Consider the following 18,015-nt stretch of genomic DNA (forward strand, 5'->3'; position numbering starts at 1 on the left):
CCGCAATAGCGACTCTTGTTCTGGTGTGGGGTAAAATCGAAACGAGTAGGCTTTTTCCATGTCTCACATTTTAGCATATATTTGGTAAATGTGTTAATATTTAACAGTAAAGCCGTCGTTTCACGACGGGGTTTCAGACCCAAATTTTCGATGAAAATTGGGATCTTTCAACGACCTAGAACTATTGTACTACTTGCAAGGCAGGTACTCAGAAGCGGAACCTCTCTATCTAGAAGCGATTAATATTTTCAGGGAAAGATTAGGGGAAAATCATCCCCATACCCAAACCGTTTATCAGAATTATCTAATGATGTTATCGCAATTACCCGAAGCAGAATTAAGATGAATTAGAGTTTAAATGCTTCGGAAAAGAGGGTCTGTAGGCGCACGGATTTTCCATTATACATATAGTATCATGTCAAGTCGCCTTTGTCAAGAGAAATTTTGACAACATCCAGAAAAACGTTATCGTAGGGGTAATTCATGAATTACCCCTACACCTATTACCTAGTCCAGTAACGCACCACCACCATTGACAGTGATTGGAATGATTGAATGATGGACTACAATAATGGATAATTATAGGAGGATGCTGCCTGGACTGTGATTAGGAGAGATTGTTAAATCCCTACAATAATTTTCATTATTTCATCATCAAAAAAAGGATTAATTATGATCAAAAAAATTAAAATCGCCGATGCTCAAACCGATTTACCAAGTCTCGTTAAATCAGTTACAGAAGATAACAAAATTTATGCCATTGAGAATCAGGAGGATTCTGTAATTTTGATTTCCCAAAAAAACTATGAAAGTTTACAAGAAACCATCGAATTACTATCTATTCCCGATTTAAGAGAAAGCTTACAACTATCTTTACAGCAAATTAATGAAAATGAAACCTATTCTTTTGAGGAAGTTTTGGGAGACATTGATTAATGGTTTATGAAGTCAGATTTACCAAAGAAGCCAAAAAAGATGTTGATAAGCTAACCCCTAAACTTAAGAAAAAACTGAAATCAATTATCCAAGATACCCTGAGTATTTCTCCTTATGGTGGCAAAAAATTAGTAGGAGATTTAACGGGTTTCTATTCAATTCGCTTAAGTTATCAAGACAGAATACTTTACACCATTAATGATGAACAGAAGTTAATCTATATTCATCGGACTAAAACCCATTATGGCGAATAAGCTACACCTTGAAAATTCGTGAAAAGAGCGTCTGTAGGCGCACGGCTTTTCCATTATGAATATAATATCATGTCAAGAGGCTTTTGTCAAGAGAAAATTTGACAACATCCAGATTTAGTAAAACGTAGTTAGACAGCAAAAATTTCCGCTTTGACTTGAAGCTAACAATCCGTCGTAACGGACCACCTATCATCGACTGTGGTTGGTATAATTATGTGATGGACTATGATTGATTGCTGATAAAAGGTTGCCGAATACAACATAATCATAGTATTCATTCAATCATTTCAATCACAGTTTAGACTGATTATGTGATGGACTGTGATTGATTATTGATAAAAGTTGGCTAAATACAACACAATCATAGTATTCATTCAATCATTTCAATCACAGTTTAGACTGATTATTTATTCACCCTTTTACCTCTTGCCTTTTGCCTGTCCTCATAAGTAGTCTATACTCAACAGATTTAGTATTATATTATTCCCAAGAAAGGTACAAATCAGCTAAAAATGTTAAGAAAGCGGGGCAATTTTTCTCTATTACCCCGCCCAATTAAGTGAATAATTAATCTGGCAATTTATACTGTTCCACAATCTTTTTAGCATATTCAGGAACATGGTTCGCTAATTTTTCAGGATAATTACGTTTAACATAAAGGTAATTACGGGTAAAGTGAGAATCGATGGAAAAGCGAGCATATTCTAAACCTTTAGGTCCGATTTTTTCAATTACTACTCCCATCATTTTTGCCGCCCACATCGGCAAGGTTACACCTTTATCGTAGGCAGGAATGCTATTTTGTACCGCCTGTTTTCTATCACCACTAGACATAACATCTTGGGTATCTAATTGGTCTTTAACTAACTCTAACATTTCCTTGCCCGTATCATTACGAACGACAATCCATTGCCAGCCAAAAGGCGCGCCCATATAGCCCACAACTAAATCGGCAAGGGAGTTAACATAATCAAAACAAGTCATACAGGAAGGGGCAAAAACATCCTTTAATTTATTAGTCTTTAAGCCAAAAAAGGGAACCATTTCGATCGAGCCGTCTTCGTGTTTAAAGTGTACCCGAAAATCCTGCATAAATTCGTAATGAACCACGGTTTCTGGGGAACGACTGGTAGTTTCTAGAAACTTTTGCAGTCCTGAGCGGGTGACATTATCGACGCAGGGAGTTCCTAAGACATACAATTTTTCTAAGCCTAATTTTTTTTCTACTGCTCTTAGGGCTTGAATTTGACAACCAACTCCGATAACTAATAACCGTTTCATGCCCGATTTTTCAATTTCTTCTAGGACTGATAAATTGGGAGAAAGAGTCGGTTTATTCACTTTAGCGGCGAGAATTTCTTCAGTAGTACGGGCGAGAATCGGTTGCGGTTGAAAGCGATCCTCGGCGGTATTCTGCACACAAACCACCCCTTCTACCAAACCACGATTGAGCATTTCACAGGCAATTGTACTGACAATTCCTGTCCATTGCGCGCCGGGAATAGCTTGTTTTTTCTTGGCAGCCATCATCTCTTGATGAACACCAAAATAGAGATCATTTTCCTGATTTAAGTCGCGACTTTTGCCGTGTGCTTCTGCTTCTAAATCGGCGATTTGTTGATTTAGAAAAGCACAAGCTTCTTTAACATAGTGAATATAATAAGTGTCACAAAGTCCGCACTCGCTACACAATTCTTTGGCAGGACGACGACTATTGGGTTTGAGGGCTTTGGCTTTTAGGTGTGGCGCAAGGGAGGTCATAATCTTAAAAGGCAACTAGGTCAAGAGTTTTTTTCTATCGATCGTTTACCTTACCGCATTCGATCGCTTTGTTACCAATCTTTTTAAAGAAATGTAACGATTACCTGGAATAGGATCAGAGCAAAGCTTCTAAGGTGGCGACGACGGAAGCCGCTAAAGCTTCTAAATCATAACCGCCTTCTAAGCCAAAAAGCAGCGGTTTATTGAGAGTTAAGAGGTATTTCGTTAAAATTCCATAATCTTGTGGTTGTAAACAAATGCCCGCCAGAGGATCCGCTTGATTGGCATCATATCCAGCACCAACAATCACTAAATCTGGTTGAAAATTTTTCAGAAAAGGTAGGACTTGCCCCTCAAAATGTTCTTGATAATCTTTAATGGTACTTCCCGCCGGTAAGGGAATATTCAAAACATTATCAAACTCCCCTTTTTCTCTCGCTTCTCCCGTGCCGGGATAAAAGGGGAATTGATGGAGGGAACAATAGGCAATCTGGGGATGATTTTCGACTATATCCTGGGTGCCATTGCCGTGATGTACGTCCCAATCAAGAATCGCTACTTTTTGCACTCTTTTGTTTTCTAAAGCATAATAGGCGGCAATAGCAGCATTAGAAAACAGACAGAAACCCATGCCATAATTAGAAGTGGCATGATGCCCGGGAGGACGGGCTAAAATAAAGGCAGGATCGCCGGTGGATAAGACTCGATCGACTCCATCTAACCAGCCACTAACCGCTAGTAACGCCACATCGTAACTACGGGCAGAAACGGGAGTATCTGCATCCAATCTTCCACCGCCCCGTTGACAAATTCGCCGCAATCTATCAACATAATCTTGATTATGAACTTGTTTTATCAAAGTGAGTACTTCGTCACGAATTTCGATCGGTGTGGGTAAATGCCATGTTAATTTTGACTGCCATTCTGTTTGTTTTAAAGCTCCGACAATTGCCGTTAAACGCGCCGCTTTTTCGGGATGGTAAATACCTGTATCGTGAGCGAGAAATTCATCGGAATAGATAATCGAGATCATAATCAAATTACTGCTTAACTCGTTGGTTTTTGAGCAACCCAATGGTTTTAATCTATCAGAAAAGCAGCGGCTTGAGCGGCTATAGTGAAAAAACTTTACTGATTGGGCCACTTTTGCCGGATCATGCAATTATCTTTCCCTAAGGTGACAGGAAGCAAAAATGCTGACAAATTTTCGGAAATTTCAGCTAGAAGTTAATGGCATTACTATCAATGGTATCAAAGGTGGGCGCGGTTTTCCGCTGCTTTTGCTTCATGGTTATCCCCAAACCCATCAAATGTGGCATAAAATTGCCCCCCGATTAGCGGCTAATTTTACGGTTATCGCCACGGATCTGCGCGGCTACGGGGATAGCGATAAACCCTTACCCCTAGAGGATTCTAGCAATTATTGCAAGCGAGTCATGGCCCTCGATCAGGTATTGCTGATGGAAAAATTGGGTTATCAGGAGTTTTATCTGATCGGCCATGATCGAGGGGCGCGAGTTTCCCACCGTCTCGCCCTTGATTTTCCCGAAAAGGTCAAAAAACTCGTTTTACTTGATATAGCCCCAACGCTGGCGATGTACGAGGCTACCAATCAAACTTTTGCTACTGCCTACTATCATTGGTTTTTCTTGATTCAGCCTTCCCCTTTTCCTGAAACCCTGATCGCCGCTAATCCCGATTATTATCTGCAACATTGCTTGCAAAGTTGGGGGCGAGATTTTAGCGCTTTTACAGAGGAAGCTTTGGGGGAATATCAGCGTTGTTTTCGAGATTTGAGGACAATAACCGCCACCTGTGCCGATTATCGGGCTGCCGCTACCATCGATTTAGAGCATGATCGTCAGGATTTAGACCGGAAAATTTCCTCCCCCCTCTTGGTTCTTTGGGGAGAAAAAGGTTTCATTGCGCGTCAATACGATGTGATCGCTCTTTGGCAGCAGCGAGCTAATCAAGTCACTGGACAGGCGATCGCCAGTGGTCATTTTTTACCGGAAGAAGCACCGGAAGAGACGGGACAGGCGATCGAGGATTTTCTTCAATAAGTAAAGATATTGACAGCATAATTCTCCCAGTTAGGAGTGAGATTTTTCAATCAATTACCGATCAAATATTATTATGCAAATGCTAAAATATTCCCTGATTGTCCCCATCTATAACGAGGAAGAAACTATTGCCGAACTATATCGCTGGGTGAGTGCCATCATGAATAATTTAGATGGGGAGGTAGAATTAATCCTAGTAAATGATGGTAGTAAAGATAGTTCCTTAAAACTGCTGCGAGAACTGCACAAAGCTGATTTTCGAGTGTGTTATATCAGTTTCGCCCGCAATTTTGGTCATCAAGCGGCGGTGACAGCTGGACTTAATTTTTACCGAGGACAAGTAATTATTGTTTTGGATGCCGACCTGCAAGATCCGCCCGAATTAATTCCCCAAATGATTGAAAAATGGCAAGAGGGGTATCAAGTAGTTTATGCCCAAAGAACCAAAAGAAAACAAGAAAGTTGGTTTAAAAAACTGACGGACTATCTCTTTTATCGTTTGCTTAAAAGACTAGCCGATGTGGATATTCCCGCCGATACAGGAGACTTTTGTTTAATGGATCGTCAGGTAGTAGATCTATTAAATTCTCTCCCAGAAAGAAATCGTTATATTCGTGGGTTGCGCGCTTGGATTGGCTTTCCACAAACTGCGGTTAAATTTGAGCGGGATGCGCGCTTTGCCGGGGAAGTAAAATATACCTTTAGCAAATCATTATCTTTAGCTATTAATAGCCTAGTATCTTTTTCTCGTGTCCCCTTACGTTTTGCTACCTATCTAGGATTATTTTCTGCCCTGATATCTTTGATTATGGCTCTGTTAGTATTGTATTGGCGTTTACAGCAGCCCAACTCACCGATCACTGGTTTTGCCACGATTATGATCGCTATATTTTTTCTGGGTTCTGTACAGCTAATTAGCATCGGAATACTAGGAGAATATATCGGCAGAATTTACGAGGAAGTTAAAGGCAGACCCACCTACACAATTGCTGAGTTAGCTGGCTTACAAATTTCTTGATTCTTGTCAGTAAGAATCGCTAATTTTTTGCTGTTTTGCCCATCTAGATAAAACTTGATCCTCCCTAGCGATCGCTACTCATGCGGCCTTGGCGGAGAGTTTTTGGGTCTTGGAGAATCTCTGGACAATAACGATCGAGCATTCTTTGCCAGCGACGGACAGGATCACAATCCCCGGTGACAGAGACAAGACGACTAAAAACGGAATTTTTTAGCCCAGTTTCACAGAGACGAAATTTCATTTCTGTTAGCTGGACTGATAGCTGATTGGAATCGCTAATAATTTTCTTGCGGATTTGTGGCACCAGGATTTTCTTGGTAGGAAAGGCTGTTACCAAACTCGAATTCCTGTCCGTAGGCTTCCTCTCCGTGTTGAGGCACATCTAACCCTTCTGCTTCCGTATTCGGTTTAACCCGCAGATCCATGAATAAACTGAGAACTTTCAGGATGACAAAAGTACCCACGGCAGCAAAGATATAAGTAGCAGCAACGCCAACAAATTGCGTCCAGACTAAGCCTGGGTTGCCTAATAGTAAACCGTCATTACCCAAGGAATTAACCGATTTAGTCGCAAAAACCCCCGTAAGGATTGCCCCTACCGTTCCACCCACACCATGGACGGGATAGGTATCCAAAGAATCATCAAAGCGCAATTTTGCCCGCAGACTAACCGCAAAAAAACAGCTAAGGGCAGTGATCGAACCAATGATAATCGCCCCGATCGGCAGCACATAGCCGGCAGCGGGAGTAATACCCACTAATCCCCCTAAAAATCCACTAGCAATACCGATCGCCGTCGGTTTACCCCGTAAAATCCATTCTATAAGCATCCATGTCAAACCACCGGCCGAAGCGGCGATCGTGGTATTAACAAAAGCTGTCGTGGCTAGGGAACTAGAGGAAAGCGCGCTACCACCATTAAAACCAAACCAACCGAACCAGAGTAAACCGATACCTAGGAGAACAAAAGGCACATTATGGGGTGCATAGGCTTGGACACCAAAACTACGCCGCGGACCGATCATCCAGGCGGCCACCAGTGCGGAAATCCCGGAACTAATGTGAACAACGGTTCCACCGGCGAAATCCAGCGCCCCAGTGGCTGCCAACCAACCCTTACCCCAAACCCAGTGAGCTAGGGGAGAATAGATAAAGGTGGACCAAAGCAGTAAAAACCAAAAATAGGCTTTAAAGTTGACCCGTTCCACGATCGCACCCGAAATTAAAGCCGGGGTGATGATCGCAAACATCATCTGATAGACCATAAACACTTGATGGGGAACGGTGGGTGCATAACCGATATTGTCAGGTGTGGCCGCAGTGACACCGTTAAGAAAAATCCAATCTAGTCCCCCGATAAAAGCTTCGATCCCTTCGCCAAAACCACTTTTACCCGGGGTGACATCGAAAGCGAGACTATAACCCCAAAGCACCCAAGTTACACCGATGACGCCCATGGCCACCAAACTCATCATCATGGTGTTGAGGACGTTACGGGAACGCACTAAACCCCCATAAAAAAAGGCCAGTCCGGGGGTCATTAATAAAACTAAAGCCGAGGAGATCAGCATCCAAGCTGTATCCCCAGCACTAATCGGATTGGGGGGAGCGGCGGTGATGGTTTCCGCAAAAACTGGGGCAACTCCAAAATTGAATCCCAGTCCCAGCAAAAGTACGGTTATTCCTACGATCTTTTTCATTGACGGTTGCTGCCTAGTAGCAAGATTAATTTTTTCTGTCCGGAAAGAGACAAAAACCGAAAGAGAAAAGGTTTAGAAGGCAATTATAGCCACCGATCGCATCGGGGCGAGGCCTTCTTCCTTTTCTCTTTAACTTTGTCGGGGATAAGTTAATCTATCTTTACAAGGTTTAACCTAACGAGTGCTAGGCGTTTCCATGTCAACACTGGAAGCATAATAGCTACCAGCGACGATATCGGACTCCTTGACGAAACCGCTATAGGCTTCCATGCCGTGTTCGCCTATATCCAGACCTTCCATTTCCTCTTCGGGAGTAACACGAATACCGAGGGTAGCCTTGAGGATTGTCCAAACAATACCACTAACAATCAGGGTAAATGCCCCTACTGCTACAATCCCGATAATTTGGTTAATCAACAGTTGGAATTGACCGGTGATTAAACCGGCATCTTTGTTGAAGATACCGACGGCTAAAGTTCCAAACACACCACAGACGAGGTGAACGGAAGTCGCACCCACCGGGTCATCAATTTTCAGGTTATCGAAGAAACCCACCGAGTAAACCACGACTACGCCGGCGATTAAACCGATGATTGCCGCCGACCAATAGGATACACCATCACAACTGGCAGTAACGGCTACTAAACCGGCCAGAATACCGTTAATAATCATCGAAAGGTCGGGTTTACCATCTTTGAACCAAGCGGTAAGGGTAGCGGCAATGCCACCCGCGGCCCCGGCGAGGTTAGTGGTGACAGCGATATAGGGTACAGTTTCATTAACCGCTAAAGTAGAACCGGGGTTAAAACCAAACCAGCCAATCCAGAGAATTAAACAACCTAGGGTCGCAATACTCATGTTATGGCCGGGTAAGGCACTGGTGCGACCGTTGATGTATTTACCCATTCTCGGGCCGAGAATTGCCGCCCCAGTTAAAGCAGACCAACCACCCACCGAGTGAACCACCGTCGAACCGGCGAAGTCTTTAAAACCAAGGTCGGCTAACCAACCGCCACCCCAAACCCAGTGACCGGTGATCGGGTACATGATACCGACAATAATTAAGCTAAAAACTAGGAAATCGACGAATTTAATCCGTTCTGCCACTGCCCCAGATACAATGGTGGCTGCCGTTCCCGCGAAAGCGACTTGGAACAGGAAGAACACCGAGGTGGGCAAAGAGGCAGGCATGACGTAGGTGGCAGGATCGCTACTGCTAAGGAACCAACCTCCTGTACCGAAAAATTCGTTACTGACAGACCCAAACATCAGCGAGAAACCGATCGCCCAAAATGATATGGTGGAGAGGGCGAAAACGATCAGGTTTTTGGCGAGAACGTTAACGGCGTTTTTCTGGCGACAGAATCCCGTTTCTAGCATCGCAAAACCTGCGTTCATAAAGATCACGAGGATGGAGGCAATTAAAACCCAGATTGTATTGAGGGCGTTTTGGACATCTTCGGGGGTTAAGGGTTTCGCCTCTTGGGCTTGTACGGCTGTGTTCCAAACCACAAAAATAATCGCGGACAAAGGAACACAGGCTAACCAGACAGGGTTAATTTTCGGTAATAAACCGACAAGTTCCCCAGATTTTCGAGCAATTCGTTTCATCGTTAATTCGTTGACTTTGTTGAGTTAGTAGGTCGATTCATTACTTTTGAGAATAATTACCGAGCAATTATGTCCTTTCCACCGCTAAATCCTAGGAACAGGGGTCAATCATTTCAGAAGACCAAACACCTAGGGATTTATCTTGAGGTGTGAGTAGTCAATGTTTTTCGATCTTTGTTTTTTTGATCTGAGATTTCTGTATTCGTTGATACATTTCATTTTAAAATAATAGTGGTGGAGAAGTGATCAAGAATTTAGTTATCAGATGCGAGTTATCAGTTCACTGATTACTTTTTACTGTTTACTGATCACTGAAAAAAGCTCCCCACTGATCAGTTTTTACTGTTTACTGATCACTGATAAAGTCTCCCCTCCTTTGGAGAAATAAACCATGAATCGGGCAACGGAATTCGATCGCACAATGATGCAAAGATGTCTAACCCTTGCTAGACAAGGCTTGGGACGGACTTCTCCTAATCCCTTGGTGGGTTCTGTGATCGTTCAAGAGGGGACAATTATCGGCGAAGGTTTTCACCCGGGGGCCGGACAACCCCATGCGGAAGTTTTCGCCCTGAGACAGGCGGCAGAAAAAGCTCGTGGTGCCACTTTATACGTCAATCTTGAACCCTGTAACCACCATGGACGTACTCCCCCCTGTAGCGAGGCAATTATGCGAGCGGGCATTAAAAAAGTGGTGGTGGGGATGATCGATCCTAATCCCCTGGTGGCGGGGAAAGGTATTCAAAGATTAGAATCGGCAGGCATCGAGACGCTGGTGGGAGTGGAGGAGTCCGAATGTCTTCAACTCAATCAGGGTTTTATCCATCGCATTACCGCTAAAAAACCCTTCGGTATCCTCAAATATGCCATGACTCTCGATGGCAAAATTGCCGCTACTACTGGTCATAGCACTTGGATTACTAGCCCTGCTTCTCGCCAAATAGTCCATCAATTGCGATCGGCCTGTGATGCGATTATCGTCGGCGGTAGCACTGTCCGTCAAGATAATCCTCACCTAACCACTCACGGCCTCTCCGATCATAATCCCCTGCGCGTGGTCATGACTCGATCGCTCGATTTACCCTCCTCCGCCCATCTTTGGGATACCAGTCAATTTCCCACGCTTGTCTATACACAAATTGATTCTAATGTCAAGCTTAAGCAACAATTATTAACAAAAGGCGTGGAAGTGATCGAACTAACCGAGGTGACACCCACTTTAGTGATGGAAAATCTTTATCAGAGGGGATTTTGTCAGGTTTTGTGGGAGTGCGGCGGCGGTTTAAGCGCGGCTGCCATCGCTGAGGGCATGGTACAAAAAATTATCGCTTTTATTGCGCCCAAAATCATCGGGGGAATCAAGGCACCTACTGCCGTGGGTGATTTAGGTTTCCAGTTAATGAGCCAAGCTTTACAGTTAGAAAATGTCACGGTTAATTATCTCAATCCCGATATTGTGATTGAGGGATATCTGCAAATTGAACAGTAGAGCTACTGCAATTCCGCTTCAATCGGATTGCTAAAGTCAAAAAGTGCTAAATAACCCCGATAATCCGGCAATTATCCCTGATTTTTGCGATCGAGTTCTCGAATCCGTTTATCGGTACGGTTATCCCCCTAGAAGAAGTTGGGCAATCGCTCTGTGATCAATAGTGCCATCATCGAGCAAAATAAAAAAGTTAGAATAGTCAAGCCCTTAGTGATTGAACGTATGACGGTACTAGAAAAAGGTAATATCACGATTCATACCGAGAATATCTTCCCTATTATCAAAAAATCTCTCTACACTGACCATGAAATTTTTCTGCGGGAATTGATATCTAATAGTGTGGATGCTATCTCGAAATTAAAAATGGCTTCTTTAGCAGGAGAAGCAAGAGGAGAAGTCCCCGAACCAGAAATTAATATCGCCATCGATAAAGAAAATCGTACTCTATCAATTACCGATAATGGTATCGGGATGACGGGGGAAGAAATCAAGAAATATATTAACCAGGTTGCCTTTTCCAGTGCGGAAGAATTTATCACTAAATACCAAAAATCAGCCAAGGATTTAATCGGTCATTTTGGACTAGGTTTTTATTCGGCTTTTATGGTGGCTAAAAAGGTAGAAATTGATACTCTTTCCTATCAAGAAGGTGCTACCCCTGTCCATTGGTCTTGTGATGGTTCTCCAGAGTTTGAACTAACCGATTCTTCCCGCAGCCAAATCGGCACGACTATCACCCTAACTTTAATGGATGAGGAAGGGGAATATTTAGAACCTGCCCGCATTCGCCAGTTAGTCAAAACCTACTCAGATTTTATGCCCGTTCCCATTAAAATTGATGGGGAAGTGATTAATCAACAACGGGCTTTATGGAAAGAATCTTCTCAAAATCTGACTAAAGAAGACTACCTAGAATTCTATCGTTATCTCTATCCTTTCCAAGAAGAACCTTTACTCTGGGTACATCTGAATACCGATTATCCTTTCTTGCTCAATGGCATTCTTTATTTTCCCAAACTCAGACCGGATGTGGATGTCTCAAAAGGACAATTAAAGTTATTCTGCAATCAGGTTTTTGTCAGCGACCATTGCGAAGAAATTATTCCCGATTTCCTGATGCCCTTGCGAGGAGTTATCGATAGTCCAGATATTCCTTTAAATGTGTCTCGAAGTGCTTTAACCAAAGATCGCACCGTTCGCCGTATTGCCGATTTTATTGCCAAAAAAATTGCTGATCGCCTCAAATCGCTCTATAACGAAGACGCAAAAGAATATATTCGTTGTTGGGTAGATGTGGGAACTTTTATTAAATTTGGTTCCTTGAAAGAGGATAAATTTAAACAACAGGTAGAAGATATTTTAATCTATCGGACTACCTACAAACCCCCAGAAACTGCGGTACAAGTGGAAGTGCAAACCGCTGAAGGTGACGCCTGGCAAGAAGCAACGGCGAAAACTCCCCTAGAAGCGATCGAACAGGAAGGTTATACTACTCTCAAAGCCTACCTAGAACGCCATAAAGAACGCCACGAAAATCGAGTTTTTTACTGTACCGATCCTCGTAGCCAATCCACCTACGTTGAACTCTACAAAAATCAAGGTTTAGAAATCCTTTTCTTTGATTCTTTCATCGATACTAATTACTTTATTCCTTTCCTAGAAAGAGAATACTCTGATGTGAAATTCACCCGGGTTGATTCTGAATTAGACTCGACGCTGCTCGAACAGGATCAAGCTAGTGAAATTATCGATCCCGCTAGTAATAAAACCCGGGCTGAATTGATCAAAGAAATCTTCGCCAAAGCCCTCGATAATTCTCGCATCAATATCAAAACTGAAGCCTTGAAATCCGATGATCCCCAAGGTACTCCCCCGGCAATTGTCTTACTTCCAGAAGCGATGCGACGCTTACAGGAAATGACGGCAATGATGCAACAAAAAGCCATGGCTTTCCCCGAAGAACATATTCTGATGATTAATACTAATCATCCCCTAATTCAACAAATTGTCCAGATTAGTCAGGGAAGTATTGTTACAGGTAGCGGCGAATCTCCATCGGCACAATTAGCGAAAATGCTCTGTCAGCACGTTTATGATTTAGCTTTAATCGCTCAAAAGGGATTTGATGCCGAGGGAATGCAAGCTTTTGTGGAACGTTCCAATCGCGTTCTGACTAAGCTAACCGAAAAGATTTAATCTATTGCCAAACTTTGGCTGTTTCGATATGCTGAGAGTGTGTTAATTCACACTCTTTTTTTTTAGCCCGATAAATATGATCTAGCGATAAGCTATCTTGCAGCCGTCAGCCTTGAATCAGTTATCAGTTATCAGATGTAAGTTTTCAGTTCACTTATACTGTTCACTGTTTACTGTTTACTGTTTACTGTTTACTGAAAAATGCGCTTACCCACCCTCAAATATGAGCGAGGAACCTTAATTCTCCATCCACCACCAAAAGGGAAAAAATGGCTAGATTTTGCCACTTGGGATGATCGTATTGAAAGATTTCGCATTTTGGCACTTCATTATCGTCCTCTGGTGGAAACTCTACAGGAGGAGGGCATTAACTTCCAAGATGAAGCAAAAGCTTTTAACAATTTAGAATTAATTGCCAGTTTTGAACGGGAACCCTACCCCCACCAAACTGAAGCGTTAATCGCTTGGAAAAAATCCCAGAGAAGGGGTGTCATCGTCCTTCCCACCGCTGCCGGCAAAACCTATCTTGCCCAATTAGCTCTACAATCGACTCCCCGGAGTACCTTAATTATCGTGCCGACTATTGATTTAATGCACCAGTGGTATGCCCAGATGTTGGCGGCTTTTCCCGATGCCGAGGTGGGATTATTAGGGGGAGGTTCTAAGGATAATAGTGCTATTTTAATCGCCACCTATCAAAGTGCGGCAATTTATTCAGAAACTCTTGGCAATCGTTACGCTTTTTTGATTTTTGATGAATGTCATCATTTACCATCGGATTTCTTTCGGAAAATAGCGGAAGATTCGATCGCACCCTATCGTTTAGGCTTAACAGCAACACCGGATCGCGGTGATGGTAGTCATCAAGATTTAGATTATCTTATTGGTGCAATTGTTTATCAAAAAAGTCCCCAAGACTTGTCAGGAAAAGCCCTAGCTGATCATGAAATAATTCAAATTAAAGTGAAACTATCTGCCAAAGAACAGGAAAAATATCAAGAAGCAATTAAAATTCGCAATGATTTTTTAAGAAAAAATAATCTCAGTTTGTCTGGTTTAGATGGTTGGCAAAAATTTGTCATGATTAGTGCCAGAAGTAGCGAAGGGCGCCGGGCCATGTTGGCCCACCGGGAGTCGAAGGAAATATCCTCCGGAACCCAGGGAAAATTGCGGGTTTTAGCCGAGTTAATCTGTGAACACCATCCGGAACGAATTTTAATTTTTACCAACGATAATGCCACAGTTTACCGCATTTCCGAGAGCTTTTTAATACCTGCCATAACCCATCAAACTCCCGTGAAAGAACGCCATGAAATCCTGACCCGTTTTCGTCAGGGAGAATACAAAATTCTGGTGACTTCCCATGTTCTTAATGAAGGGGTTGATGTGCCGGAAGCGCGCATCGCGATTATTTTATCGGGAACCGGTTCCACCCGGGAATATATTCAGCGTTTAGGACGGGTTTTAAGAAAAGGTCAACAAGAGGATAAACGGGCGATTTTGTATGAAGTGATAGCCGAAAATACCACGGAGGAAAAAACCTCCCAACGACGACGGGGAGAGCATAAAAATCAAACTAGCTATAAAACCGGTAATCGACAATTGGAATTATTGCCTTCTCCTCCAAAAAAATCTTTTTCTTTCCCGAAAGCTGCCGAATCTTCTACTCCTTGGGTAAGTTCTCCAGAGTCAGAGGAAGAATAGAAAATTTCTCTGGGGGATTTTCCTCTATAATAAAGGTAAAAAATCTGGATTGATACCCCTATGACCGAACTTGCTCAACAAAAATGTCAACCTTATCAATCGGGTTCTTCTCCTATCACTGCCGAGGAAATTACCGCTTTACAGGCTAAAATTCCCGATTGGAATCTCTTAGAATACGAGGGTATTCCCCGTCTGCAAAAACTCTATAAATTTGCCAATTTTCAAGGGGCAATCGCCTTTACTAATGCCGTGGGAGAAGCAGCGGAAAAAGAAGGCCATCACCCCGCTTTATTGACAGAATGGGGTAAAGTTACCGTTTCTTGGTGGACACATGACGTGGGCGGATTACATCAAAATGACTTTATCATGGCTGCCCGTACCGATGATATTTATCGTCAACAAAAGGCTTAATCGTAGGCGCGAATCATCGCTTGGGTTCCCTGTTTAATTCCCTTGCCTTCGTCCAATTCCGCTACTGCTTTAAATAGGGTTTCCGCTAAATCTGTCCCAGGCAGAATTTCCCCGGCTGTCTGGGCAGTTTCTTTGACTAATCGCAAATCTTTTAAGATATGTTCAATCATAAAAGCCGGCTGTAAATCTTGGGCGAGGATTTTTGGTCCCAAATTTTCTAAAGCCCAAGAACCCGCCGCCCCCGTTTTACAGACTTCTATGACTAAATTGGGGTCTAATCCTTGAATTTTTGCCATTTTTAGAGCCTCACACAGCGCCACCATGTGAACCGCCCCCAAGACTTGATTACAGAGTTTTACCGCTTGTCCGTTGCCGATTTCGCCACACCAGCGAATAGTTTTGCCCATGGCGTGAAAACAGGGTAAACAAGTCTGAAAATCCGCTTCTTTCCCTCCCACCATAATAGTTAAAGTGCCGTTTTTCGCCCCAATATCGCCCCCAGAGACGGGAGCATCGAGAAAACGGAGATTGTTTTCCTCTAGCTTTTTACCAATCATCCTAGCGGCTTGAGAGCCAATGGTACTCATATCCACCACCAGAGTTCCCACCGCTGCCGATTCCATCACACCCCCCGCTCCTAAAATTACTGCCTCCACGTCAGGCACATCCCCGACGCAGGTAAAGACAATCTCGGCATCCCTGACGGCGGCGGCAATACTAGAACAAATGTTCGCACCAGCTGCCCCGGCAATGGTTATTCCAGGGGCCTCTGGGGTACGATTCCAAGCATTAACAGCAAAACCTCGACCGACAAGATTAGTCGTCATCGGCGCTCCCATTACTCCTAATCCTAAAAAGGCAATTTTTTGACTCATGATTTTGGCAATAATAGGGAACAGGCAGAGTGAACTGAAAACTAAAATCTGATAACTGATAACTGATAACTGATAACTGATAACTGATAACTGATAACTGATAACTGTTTTAGGATTCTACCATTTGTAGAAATTGGGCTTCTGAAAGGGTTTTAATGCCTAATTTTTGAGCCTTTTTGAGTTTCTCACCGGGGGCTTTACCGAGGAGAATATAATCAGTGTTCACACTGGGGGAACTGGTAACAGTACCACCGACATTAATAATCAATGATTTCGCTTCCTCGCGACTGATTTTGCCGAAGGTTCCTAGTATAACTACGCTTTTTCCCCTGAGGGGATTTTCTGCGGATTCTTGACTCGTTTGGACTATCTCCGCTGGGGGTTGCACTTCTAAACTTGTATCGGCAACTGTGATTTTTTCTGCTGCTACTACAGGAGTTTCCTCGGCAATCACCGGGGGAGTTTCCGGTTCTTCTACTACAGGAGTTTCCTCGGCAATCACCGGGGGAGTTTCCGGTTCTTCTACTACAGGAGTTTCACTAATAATTGCTTCTGGTTCATTAGTGGTAATAGGGGCAGTTTGTTGAGAGAAATCGTCTCTTTCTTGTTGTAGTTTTTGAATTTGAACCTCTAAAGCGGCGATTTCTTTTTGCTTAGTTGCTAACTCACCCTCAAACTTAATTTTTTCCTTTTCTAAAGCTTTAGCTGCCGTTTTTTTGACTTCTAAATCTTGAGTTAGTTGGCGATTTTGTTGGCTTAATTCCTCGATATGACGGGAAGTTGTGGTTTCTAATTGGTCTTTTTCGGCACTTAACTGGTGTAGTTGAATCTCTAAATTAGAAATGTTTTCCCGATAAGTTTCTAGCTGTTGCGGTAACTGGTTTAATTCCTGTAATTGCCCTTCTAAATGAGCAATTGTTGCCTGAGAATCGGCCAATTGTTGCGGTAACTGGGTTAATTCCTGTAATTGCCCTTCCTGTAATTGCCCTTCTAAATGAGCAATTTTTTCGGCAGCAGTGCTTAATTGTGCCGATAATTCTCCTTTCTGGGCTGCTAAAGCTTGTAACTCCAGTTTAGCTGCTTCGAGACGAGCGCCGAGACTGTCCTTTTCGGCGGTTATGGCTGTCACTTGAGCGACGGTTTCTTGCAGTTTTATAGTTAAATTGTCGCATTCTTGGCCTAAAGAGAGCGATCGAGTTTGACTTGCGGCTAAATCTTCGCTGAGAGACTTTTTTTCCTGCTCTAACCCGGTAATTTGACCCTGTAAGCTGGCTATTTCCTGCTGTCCTTGCTCATACTGTTCTGTTTGGTGAGCCAGATTCTGTTCTAAGGTTTGAATTTGACCTTGCAAGCTGGGAATTTGAGCAGCTAAATCGCTTAATTCTTGGTTTTTATGCTCTAAATCGACCACTTTCGCCTTTAATTCCTCGGCTTTTTCTAGCTCTTGCTGTAAGAGAGTTTTATCCTGTTCTAGGGTCTGAATTTGACTATAGAGAGAGTTGCTCTGTTTTTTGGTCAAATCAAATTGACGGTTAATTTCGCCTTTTTGCTGCTCTAAAGTTTGAATCTGTGCCTCTAGGCTAGTAATTTGGGCTTTTTCTGCCTCTAATTGCTCCATCAGACCAGCTTTCTCCGCTTCTATTTCCTTAGCGGTGGTTTTCAGTTGTTCAATTTCACTCTCACCTATCTGCACAGCTTGCTGGAGGGAGTGGAGAGAATTTTCTAAATCCGTAGCTTTGTGCTGTAATTGGGCGGAATGTTGTTCTATGTGAATGATTTTGGCGTGCAGCTGCTGATTTTCATCTTTTAAGTCTGATTGCGCCACGTCTAAACCCTTGACTTGAGCCAACAAATCTGAGTTACTTTGCTGTAATTGCGCTTGTGCGGCTAAAAGGGAGGTATTTTTGCTGACGAGACTAGAGCGCGACCAGAGGAATAGTCCTCCGAAAACAGCACTTAAACCTAATCCTTCATAAATTAATTCGTTGAGCATATCT

General features: G+C 43.0%; 17 protein-coding genes. 9 read left to right on the forward strand and 8 right to left on the reverse strand.

The window, feature by feature from the left end; all coding sequences use genetic code 11:
• Positions 1 to 60, reverse strand: a 60-nt coding sequence (locus tag BGL89_RS03380; RefSeq protein ID WP_235194806.1) for a helix-turn-helix domain-containing protein, incomplete at its 3' end; no start/stop codon positions are given.
• 97 nt (positions 61 to 157) lie between these two features.
• Between BGL89_RS03380 and BGL89_RS03385 the strand changes: the two genes are divergently transcribed.
• The 3 genes from BGL89_RS03385 (at position 158) to BGL89_RS03395 (ending at position 1,190) form a co-directional block, all read left to right on the forward strand.
• On the forward strand, positions 158 to 346 hold the full coding sequence (locus BGL89_RS03385) for a tetratricopeptide repeat protein (protein ID WP_286824445.1): 189 nt from the start codon (positions 158 to 160) through the stop codon (positions 344 to 346).
• Positions 347 to 672: 326 nt separating this feature from the next.
• Positions 673 to 936, forward strand: coding sequence for a type II toxin-antitoxin system Phd/YefM family antitoxin (locus BGL89_RS03390; protein ID WP_002762167.1), 264 nt, complete (start codon positions 673 to 675; stop codon positions 934 to 936).
• A complete protein-coding gene (locus BGL89_RS03395) occupies positions 936 to 1,190 on the forward strand; it encodes a type II toxin-antitoxin system RelE family toxin (protein ID WP_286824446.1) in 255 nt (84 codons plus the stop codon). Before BGL89_RS03390 ends, BGL89_RS03395 begins: the two co-directional genes overlap by 1 nt.
• Positions 1,191 to 1,757: 567 nt before the next feature.
• Here the strand turns inward: BGL89_RS03395 and BGL89_RS03400 are convergent.
• Both BGL89_RS03400 and BGL89_RS03405 read right to left on the reverse strand, forming a co-directional pair.
• Positions 1,758 to 2,951 (reverse strand): Coenzyme F420 hydrogenase/dehydrogenase, beta subunit C-terminal domain, encoded by a 1,194-nt coding sequence (locus BGL89_RS03400; RefSeq protein ID WP_286824447.1) that lies wholly within the window; start codon positions 2,949 to 2,951, stop codon positions 1,758 to 1,760.
• A 115-nt stretch (positions 2,952 to 3,066) separates the two neighbouring features.
• Entirely contained in the window at positions 3,067 to 3,984 is a 918-nt protein-coding gene (locus BGL89_RS03405; protein ID WP_286824448.1) for a histone deacetylase family protein, read from the reverse strand.
• 160 nt (positions 3,985 to 4,144) lie between these two features.
• On the opposite strand from BGL89_RS03405, the gene BGL89_RS03410 reads away from it, so the two are divergent.
• Together BGL89_RS03410 and BGL89_RS03415 are read left to right on the forward strand one after the other, a co-directional pair.
• The gene (locus BGL89_RS03410; RefSeq protein ID WP_286824449.1) at positions 4,145 to 5,014 is read left to right on the forward strand and encodes an alpha/beta fold hydrolase; all 870 of its coding nucleotides are present in this window, start codon (positions 4,145 to 4,147) and stop codon (positions 5,012 to 5,014) included.
• Between the two features lie 79 nt (positions 5,015 to 5,093).
• Positions 5,094 to 6,032 (forward strand): glycosyltransferase family 2 protein, encoded by a 939-nt coding sequence (locus tag BGL89_RS03415; protein ID WP_286824450.1) that lies wholly within the window; start codon positions 5,094 to 5,096, stop codon positions 6,030 to 6,032.
• 64 nt (positions 6,033 to 6,096) lie between these two features.
• Here the strand turns inward: BGL89_RS03415 and BGL89_RS03420 are convergent, their stop codons facing one another.
• The 3 genes from BGL89_RS03420 to BGL89_RS03430 all read right to left on the reverse strand — a co-directional run bounded on the left by BGL89_RS03420 (position 6,097) and on the right by BGL89_RS03430 (position 9,343).
• Positions 6,097 to 6,273, reverse strand: a complete 177-nt coding sequence (locus BGL89_RS03420; protein WP_286824451.1) for a hypothetical protein — start codon at positions 6,271 to 6,273, stop codon at positions 6,097 to 6,099.
• Between the two features lie 34 nt (positions 6,274 to 6,307).
• Positions 6,308 to 7,732, reverse strand: a complete 1,425-nt coding sequence (locus BGL89_RS03425) for an ammonium transporter (protein WP_286824452.1) — start codon at positions 7,730 to 7,732, stop codon at positions 6,308 to 6,310.
• 174 nt (positions 7,733 to 7,906) lie between these two features.
• A complete protein-coding gene (locus BGL89_RS03430) occupies positions 7,907 to 9,343 on the reverse strand; it encodes an ammonium transporter (protein ID WP_286824453.1) in 1,437 nt (478 codons plus the stop codon).
• Positions 9,344 to 9,734: 391 nt separating this feature from the next.
• Here BGL89_RS03430 and ribD point away from each other — a divergent pair, with 391 nt between their 5' ends.
• The 4 genes from ribD to BGL89_RS03450 all read left to right on the forward strand — a co-directional run bounded on the left by ribD (position 9,735) and on the right by BGL89_RS03450 (position 15,143).
• On the forward strand, positions 9,735 to 10,832 hold the full coding sequence (ribD, locus tag BGL89_RS03435) for a bifunctional diaminohydroxyphosphoribosylaminopyrimidine deaminase/5-amino-6-(5-phosphoribosylamino)uracil reductase RibD (RefSeq protein WP_286824454.1): 1,098 nt from the start codon (positions 9,735 to 9,737) through the stop codon (positions 10,830 to 10,832).
• Between the two features lie 222 nt (positions 10,833 to 11,054).
• Positions 11,055 to 13,028 carry a molecular chaperone HtpG gene (htpG, locus tag BGL89_RS03440; protein ID WP_286824467.1) on the forward strand — a complete coding sequence of 658 codons (1,974 nt, stop codon included), beginning with the start codon at positions 11,055 to 11,057 and terminating at the stop codon, positions 13,026 to 13,028.
• Positions 13,029 to 13,229: 201 nt separating this feature from the next.
• A complete protein-coding gene (locus BGL89_RS03445; RefSeq protein WP_286824455.1) occupies positions 13,230 to 14,732 on the forward strand; it encodes a DEAD/DEAH box helicase in 1,503 nt (500 codons plus the stop codon).
• A 60-nt stretch (positions 14,733 to 14,792) separates the two neighbouring features.
• A complete protein-coding gene (locus tag BGL89_RS03450) occupies positions 14,793 to 15,143 on the forward strand; it encodes a 4a-hydroxytetrahydrobiopterin dehydratase (protein ID WP_002762185.1) in 351 nt (116 codons plus the stop codon).
• On the opposite strand, the gene BGL89_RS03455 is transcribed toward BGL89_RS03450, so the two are convergent.
• Both BGL89_RS03455 and BGL89_RS03460 read right to left on the reverse strand, forming a co-directional pair.
• Positions 15,140 to 16,018 (reverse strand): NAD(P)-dependent oxidoreductase, encoded by an 879-nt coding sequence (locus BGL89_RS03455; RefSeq protein ID WP_286824457.1) that lies wholly within the window; start codon positions 16,016 to 16,018, stop codon positions 15,140 to 15,142. The genes BGL89_RS03450 and BGL89_RS03455 overlap by 4 nt on opposite strands.
• A gap of 109 nt (positions 16,019 to 16,127) precedes the next feature.
• On the reverse strand, positions 16,128 to 18,011 hold the full coding sequence (locus tag BGL89_RS03460) for a BRCT domain-containing protein (protein ID WP_286824458.1): 1,884 nt from the start codon (positions 18,009 to 18,011) through the stop codon (positions 16,128 to 16,130).
• Positions 18,012 to 18,015 lie beyond the last annotated feature (4 nt).

This window comes from Microcystis sp. LSC13-02 (assembly GCA_002282935.1).
Lineage (GTDB): Bacteria > Cyanobacteriota > Cyanobacteriia > Cyanobacteriales > Microcystaceae > Microcystis.